A 7729-nucleotide genomic window follows, 5' to 3' on the forward strand; every position below is an offset into this window, starting at 1 on the left:
GCTTACAGCTATAAGTCAGTTATATAACCCCTTTCAATTTGATAAAAACGTCTTGTGGTCTGGCAACTGCAAGAGTTAATTAAGAATTGAAAGGGGGTCCCAATGGGGGACGAAAAGAGCTTAGCGCATACGCGATGGAACTGTAAATATCATGTGGTTTTTGCACCTAAGTACCGAAGGCAGGTGTTCTATGGTGAGAAACGAAGGGCAGTAGGCGAGATACTTAGAAAACTATGTGAATGGAAAAATGTGAATATTATTGAAGCGGAATGCTGCGCAGATCATATTCATATGCTTTTAGAGATACCACCTAAGATGAGCGTTTCCTCGTTTATGGGGTATTTGAAAGGAAAAAGTAGTCTGATGCTCTATGAGCGATTTGGAGATTTGAAGTTTAAGTACAGGAATCGAGAATTTTGGTGTCGAGGGTATTATGTCGATACGGTAGGAAAAAACACCGGCAAGATACAAAGTTACATAAAGCACCAACTAGAGCAGGATAAAATGGGAGAGCAATTGTCGATCCCGTATTCAGGTAGCCCGTTTACGGGCCGCAGGAAATAGTCATATGCAAATGTCAGATCACTACGCGCCTGCTAGGGCGCTGCCAGTAGGAGAGCCTTATAGGCGCATATGAAAAACCACCGGCTATGCCGGTGGATAGTTTTTTAGAAGAGATGCAGTTCTATTAATACGCTTATTTTTTATCGAGTAAATCGAGGAAGAAGGCATACTCTAGCGCATCTTCTTTTAAGCGCTTAAATCGACCAGATGCGCCGCCGTGTCCGGCTTCCATATCGGTTTTGAACAACAAGACGTTATCGTCTGTCTTCATTTCACGAAGTTTGGCGACCCACTTCATTGGTTCAAAGTACTGTACTTGAGAGTCGTGCAAGCCAGTCGTTACCAACATGTTCGGGTAGTTTTGCGCCTTGATGTTGTCGTAAGGCGAGTAACTCAACATATAGTCATAGTATGTTTTGTTATTTGGGTTACCCCATTCATCATACTCATTGGTGGTCAATGGAATTGATTCATCGAGCATAGTGGTTACCACGTCCACAAACGGAACATGTGCACCGATACCGCGGTACAGTTCTGGTGCTTGGTTGATGATTGCCCCCATTAAGAGACCTCCTGCAGAGCCACCAACAGCGAAGACTTTATCTTTCGCGCCATAGCCTTGTTCAACCAAACCTTTAGTCACATCAATAAAGTCGTTGAATGTGTTTTGCTTGGTGAGTTTTTTACCATCCTCATACCAAGGACGGCCAAGCATTTCAGAACCGCGAATGTGAGCGATGGCGTAAACAAAGCCGCGGTCTAATAGACTCAAACGTGTCGAGCGGAAAGTTGGCTCAATGGTTGCGCCATAAGATCCATAACCATATTGGTAGAGTGGATTCGTACCATCCTTCTTAAATAAGTCTTTACGATACACCAAAGAAACGGGTACTTCTTTACTGTCACGGGCTGTGATCATAATGCGTTCTGATTGGTAATTGTCAGGATTAAAATCACCAAGTACAGGTGTTTGCTTCATGATTTCTGACTCGCCCGTTTTTAGATCGAAATCGTAGTAGGTTCCTGGAGTGGTTAAACTGCTGTAATAAATACGAACTTTCTCGTTATCCAGCTCTAGGTTACCTGTCAAATAGGCTGCAAACGCATCGTCATTAAATGTGAGGGGGAATTCTTTTCCTGTTGAGAGCTGACGTACAGTGACGCTTGCTAGGCCGTTAGAGCGCTGCTCATAGACGAGGTGATCATCGAATAGCTCGAAGTCGACAAGTTGAGTGTTGTCGTCTGCGGCAATCACGTCTTGCCACTTAGAGCGATCGTGCATCTCTTCTTGCTTAACTTTCATCAAACGGAAGTTCACGGCTTGATAGTTGGTATAAATGTAATACCAATCGCCTAGCTTAGAAATGCTGTATTCAATGCCATTTTCACGAGGATAAAAAGGCTTCGCCTTTGCTTTAGGGTTGTTCGCATCGATGATGGAGACGCCGCTGGTTTCTGTACTGGAATGCCAGATATAAATATCTTCGCCATCTTTGCTTTTGCTTAGTGAGGTGTAATAGGCGCTGTCGGTTTCTTCAAAAATCAACTCATCACTGCTTTGTGGCGTGCCTAAAACATGACGATACACTTGGTAGCCCAGCAAGGTCTGTGGATCTTTTTTGATGTAGTAAAAGGCGTTGTTATCGTTCTGCCATGCAATCGCGCTTGAGGCGCCTTCGATTTCATCTTGTAGGTAATTGCCTGTTTTCAGGTCTTTGATCTTAAGAGTGTAAACGCGGCGGCTTAATGTATCTTCGCCATACGCTAGTAAGTTTTCATTCGGACTGACGTACAAGCCGCCAATACTGAAGAACTCATGTTCTTTTGCAAGTTCATTGACATCTAAAATGACTTGCTTGTTTTTGCCTGCAAAGTCTTTAGCTCGAAGGTGAACTTCGTATTCGTTATCTCCGGTCACTTCACTTGAGTAGAAGTAGTTGCCTTTACGCACAGGAACGGAGTTGTCGTCTTTTGCTATGCGACCTTTAATTTCTTCAAATAGCTCATTTTGAAGAGCTTCAGTGTGCTTGAGAACGGTTTCCGCATACTGATTTTCTTGCTCTAGGTGCTGCAAAATTTCCGGATCTTTACGCTCGTCGTCACGCATCCAGTAGTAGTTATCAACGCGAGTATCACCATGAATAGTCATCGCGTGAGGGACTTTTTTCGCAACCGGAGCTTGAGTTTGTTGAGCAACGATCTGTGATTGGGAGTATTGAGTCATGCTGGGAGTTCCTTGATTGCTGCATCCGGCGACAAGCGCGACCGAGACGGCCAACGTAGTTAAAGTGAAACGCATCTGTTTTTATCCTTATTGTACACCCAAGTGGCCTCATCCTGAGGGCTGGGCTTTAATTTCGTTAGTGGTTTTCAGTTGTCCATTCTTTGTTATGGGGTGTGCCGAAAAAGTGAGAATTCTCAATATTTCCGAGTTGGCTACTTAATTTGAAGGGAGCTGAAAACACATTGTGTAAGCAGCTGTTATTTTTAACAAATATCAATTCGAAAGTTAAATCATTCTCATCGGTAAATCGATATAGTGTGATATGAAAAAAGGGACACACTAGTTTAGTGTGTCCCTTTTGGATTTTGAACGTTAGTCGATAATGATCAGATGACTTGCGGCACTTCGTTTGAGTGGTTGTGCGCTCGATTTACCCACATGAGCCCAAGCATTGCAATTACCGACATTGCCATCATCAAAACACCTAGTGGCATCTGGTTGTGCGCTGGAAATAGTGATGCAAGCAAGGTCGCAATACCTGCTCCCAAGTTTTGCATGCCACCCAATGTCGCGCCTGCTGTTCCTGCATGATATGGGAATGGCGCAATTGCTCCGGTTGTTGCGGCTGGGAATAGGATACCCGCACCCAAAAAGTACACGGTTGCGCCACCAACCAGCGTTAACGCCGTGGTTAAACCAAACAAGCCAGGGATGAGCACAATAGCAGAGCCAACAAAAATCGATACCAAGCCCACATTTAAAGCACGACGCTCAGAGCGACGCTGCGCGATGTAGCTAGATAAGCCGGCACCCACCAAGTAACCCGGGATCGGTAAGATAAACAGTAAACTTACCGTTGTTGCTGGTAATGCCAATACACCACCTAGCAATACACCAGCTGCTGCCTCGAACACACCTACGCCAGCAAACGTCGCAACTAGGCAGATCAAAAAGCCTTGGAAGCGGCGGTCAGACAAAACGTGTTTGTAGCTTTTGGCTACTGGTTCGAACTTGCGTTTCTCTTTTGGTAGCGTCTCCATCATGCTGGTCATCATGGTAATCACCACTGCAATGCCAAACAGCGCTAAGAATAGGTAGCTAGAGCGCCAGCCAAACGCTTCGGTTAAGTAGCCGCCAAGTACGGGAGCCAACAATGGTGAGAAAATCACACACATGCTGATTAAGCTATTTGCTCTGTGTAGCTCAGAACCTTCAAAGCAGTCGCGAGTCAGAGTACGTGACATCGCACCACCGCAGCCAATACCTAAACCTTGGATGAAACTACCAATCAAGAACCATTCAAATTGGTGTGCAAAGAGCGCCACCAATGTACCTACGATGTAGATAAGTAGGCCTGCTATGATGATTGGCTTGCGACCTAAGCGGTCCGATAACGTACCGTACACGAATTGCGATAAGCCATATGGAATCAGGTAACAAGCCATCACAGCTTGAAGTGATGACGCAGACACCAAAAACTCACCCGCCATATGACCGATTGAAGGCACGTACATTGTTTGGGTCATTTGACCCACGGCAGTCAATATTGCGATTAAAAAGGTAAGTTTCGCTAATGGAAACGAAGCAGACATTTGCGTATCTCTCCAAAAAATTTAAGACGTAAAAACCCTTAGCGCTCTAATGCAGAGTGCCAACAGACTTTTGGTGTTACGGGGCTATTTGCGCGAGATATTAGTCTTTGCGTGTACAATTAGCAATCGAAAAGTGTGAAGTTGAGCAAGATAAAAATCTATAATATGCATTAGAAAAACTAATCTTAATTTGCATTCGGAAATAGGCTGCTTTTCTTTGTTGAATTACGTTAAATCTCTTATTTGTTGTGAATGTAAACCTACTTATAGGTCATTGGTTTTTATGGTTAAAATCGAGGGGAGAAGAATTGTTTTGGTTAGCCAGAGCAAGACATGGTTCGAACGAAGAAAAGACTGGAGAAGGCACCATGAACAAAAAGGGAGCCGAAGCTCCCTTAGAAATGATTATGTTTATTCGCGGCCAGATGCGTATGCGTAAAGCATTTCTAGCGCGATGGTTGCTCCCGCTAATGCGGTAACATCACTGTGGTCGTACGGAGGCGATACTTCTACAACATCCATACCCACAATATTCATACCGGCTAAGCCACGAATGATCTTCAGTGCTTTGTCTGAGTTCAAGCCACCACAAACGGGTGTACCTGTTCCTGGTGCGAAGGCTGGATCCAAGCAGTCGATGTCAAAAGTAACATACACTGGCTTATCTGCGACGGTACGACGAATCTCTTCTAAGATCTCGTTCACCGACATGTCATTCGCTTGCATCGCATTAATCACATTAAAGCCGTGATCCTGCTGTTTGTATTCAGTACGAATACCGATTTGTACGGAGTTCTTCGCAGAGATCAAACCTTCTTTCGGCGCATGGTAGAACATTGTACCGTGGTCGTATGAACTGCCATTTGCGTAGGTATCCGTATGAGCATCAAAGTGAATCAGAGCCATTTGACCATGATGCTTCGCGTAGGCACGCAGGATAGGCAGTGTGATGAAGTGGTCACCGCCCAATCCCAGCATGGTTTTACCGCTTTTTAGAATTTCACTGGTTGCCGCCTCTAGACGGTAAGTGAAATCTTCCGCATCACCGCAATCGAACACGAGGTCACCCGCGTCGATCACTTTCAGCTTATCCAATACGTTGAAGTCCCACGGGAACTTCTTACCTTCCCATGCCAAGTTGACTGAGGCACGGCGAATCGCATCTGGCCCCATGCGTGCGCCTGGACGACCAGATGTAGCCATGTCCAGAGGAACCCCTAGCACCACAACGTCTGCGTCTGCCGATACCGGATTACGAATGTACGGTAGACGTAAAAACGACATAGAGTTGGAGTAAAGCGAATAATCGGTTTTAGTAAACAAATCATTCATATCAGAAGTCCTCTAAATAGGTGTATCCCGCTAGACCTTGTTCTAGTTCTGCTAGGATTTGTGCTTGTTCATTGGCTTCAACTCTTTGGGAAACCAATTGTTTGTAATTGTCACGAATCGCATCCACGTCGATATGAACGTAGCGCATCATGTCTTCTACACTATCACCTTCATTGATGTAACTGATCTCAAATTGACCGTGTTCATCAACATTGACTACTGCACTGTGGGTGTCACCAAATAGGTTGTGCATGTCACCAAGGATTTCTTGGTATGCGCCTACTAGGAAAAAGCCCATTAGGTACGGTTTGTCTTTGCTCCAAGCTGGTACAGGTAGCGTACTCTCGATGCCTTGACCATCAACGTAGTGATCGATCGCTCCATCAGAATCACAGGTGATGTCCAACATTACCGCACGACGCTCTTCCGCATCGCCAAGACCAGAAAGTGGCAGAACAGGGAACACCTGATCAATACCCCAAGCATCTGGTAGAGATTGGAAGAGAGAAAAGTTCACGAAGAACTTATCTGCAAGACGTTCGCTCAACTCGTCCAGAATTGGACGGTGGAAGCGATTTTTAGTGCTCATCTTGCGGCTTAGTTCGAAGTAAATGCGCAGTGACAGTTGCTCTGCCCACGCACGTTGCTCCAAGTTAAGCACGCCAGTTGCGAATTGAGAGTGTACCTCTGCCAAATCACTTTGGGTATCGTTGTAGATCTCAATTAACGCACGAGCGTCGGTACCATCTTGTAAGTTTTCCCAGTTTCGCCACATGTTTTGTAGTAAAAGTGGAGCATCTGCGCCAAGTTCATGCACTTCTTCCGGTTGGTACGTTTCTGTACCAATTACGTTAGAAATCAACACAGCGTGGTGCGCTGTTAGTGAACGACCGGATTCAGAAATGATCACTGGCATTGGTTGTTCGTATTGCTGACACACGTCGCCCACTGTGTTGACGATATTACGTGCGTACTCTGCAAGGCCGTAGTTCATCGAGTTCGATGATTGGCTGCGTGTGCCGTCGTAGTCGACTGCCAAACCGCCGCCCACATCGAAGTATTCGATGTTTGCACCCAGTGCGCGCAGTTCGCAGTAGAAACGTGCAGACTCATTCACACCATTACGTACGTCACGGATGTTTGCCATCTGTGAACCAAGGTGGAAGTGAACCAGTTGCATCGCATCTAGGCTGCCTTCGCGTTTCAGACGTTCAATAACGCTAAGCACTTGCGATGCAGACAAACCAAATTTCGATTTTTCACCGCCACTTGCTTGCCATTTCCCCGCACCTTGAGAGGCGAGGCGAATGCGTAAACCAAGGCGCGGTTTTACGCCCAAGCTTTTCGCTTCTTCTAGCACCAGATCCAGCTCAGAAAGCTTCTCTAGTACGATGAATACCTTGTGGCCCAGCTTTTCACCGATCAGTGCAAGACGCACATACTCACGGTCTTTGTAGCCGTTACACACGATCACGGAGCTGCCTTGTTGAGCCAATGCAAGTACTGCCAACAATTCTGGCTTGCTACCCGCTTCAAGACCAAGCTGTTTGGTTTCTAGTTGAGCTTGGCTCGCTAGAATTTCATCCACCACTTCACGTTGTTGGTTTACTTTAATTGGGTACACCAACAGATATTTGTTTGGATATTGGTATTCTTCAATTGCTTGGTTGAAAGCGTGGCAAATTCCATGCACACGTTGGTGCACGATTTGCGGGAAGCGCACTAATACAGGCAGATTTAACTGCTTCGCTTCTAGCTCATTTACAATGGCACTGAAAGGGATTTGATGTGCACGATCACTACGAGGTGATACGTAAACCTCGCCTTGGTCATCAATACCGTAGAAACCTTGGCTCCAGTAGTGAACGTTGTAGTCCGCGCGGATGCGGTCTAATTTAGTTGCTTTTTCCAACTCGATTCTCACAAAAATGTACTTAAGTCCTTAATTAATTAGAAGGAAAAGTACAAAAAAGCAAATCATGAGGCATTAACCTCATACCCTGACACGAACTCCGTG

At 45.5% G+C, this 7729-nt stretch carries 5 protein-coding genes; 1 reads left to right on the forward strand and 4 read right to left on the reverse strand.

What is annotated here, in order from left to right; translation table 11 throughout:
• Window positions 1-102: 102 nt before the first annotated feature.
• Window positions 103-564 (forward strand): IS200/IS605 family transposase, encoded by a 462-nt coding sequence (tnpA, locus tag CAG69_RS12850; protein ID WP_033007073.1) that lies wholly within the window; start codon window positions 103-105, stop codon window positions 562-564.
• A 133-nt stretch (window positions 565-697) separates the two neighbouring features.
• Here tnpA and CAG69_RS12855 read toward each other — a convergent pair whose 3' ends face one another.
• The 4 genes from CAG69_RS12855 to speA form a co-directional block, all read right to left on the reverse strand.
• Window positions 698-2863, reverse strand: coding sequence for a S9 family peptidase (locus CAG69_RS12855; RefSeq protein ID WP_161444531.1), 2166 nt, complete (start codon window positions 2861-2863; stop codon window positions 698-700).
• 311 nt (window positions 2864-3174) lie between these two features.
• The gene (gene emrD / locus CAG69_RS12860) at window positions 3175-4380 is read right to left on the reverse strand and encodes a multidrug efflux MFS transporter EmrD (RefSeq protein WP_005393574.1); all 1206 of its coding nucleotides are present in this window, start codon (window positions 4378-4380) and stop codon (window positions 3175-3177) included.
• A 411-nt stretch (window positions 4381-4791) separates the two neighbouring features.
• Window positions 4792-5712, reverse strand: coding sequence for an agmatinase (speB, locus tag CAG69_RS12865; protein ID WP_005393578.1), 921 nt, complete (start codon window positions 5710-5712; stop codon window positions 4792-4794).
• Between the two features lies 1 nt (window position 5713).
• Window positions 5714-7624 carry an arginine decarboxylase gene (speA, locus tag CAG69_RS12870; RefSeq protein WP_161444533.1) on the reverse strand — a complete coding sequence of 637 codons (1911 nt, stop codon included), beginning with the start codon at window positions 7622-7624 and terminating at the stop codon, window positions 5714-5716.
• Window positions 7625-7729 lie beyond the last annotated feature (105 nt).

Origin of the sequence: Vibrio sp. V43_P6S15P86, from assembly GCF_009904725.1 — a bacterium.
GTDB lineage: Bacteria > Pseudomonadota > Gammaproteobacteria > Enterobacterales > Vibrionaceae > Vibrio > Vibrio diabolicus.

What these genes read in the sequence shown, in the direction of transcription:
- tnpA (WP_033007073.1), top strand. Translation starts at nt 103, where the DNA reads ATGGGGGACGAAAAGAGCTTAGCGCATACGCGATGGAACTGTAAATAT.
- CAG69_RS12855 (WP_161444531.1), bottom strand. Translation starts at nt 2,863, where the DNA reads ATGCGTTTCACTTTAACTACGTTGGCCGTCTCGGTCGCGCTTGTCGCC.
- emrD (WP_005393574.1), bottom strand. Translation starts at nt 4,380, where the DNA reads ATGTCTGCTTCGTTTCCATTAGCGAAACTTACCTTTTTAATCGCAATA.
- speB (WP_005393578.1), bottom strand. Translation starts at nt 5,712, where the DNA reads ATGAATGATTTGTTTACTAAAACCGATTATTCGCTTTACTCCAACTCT.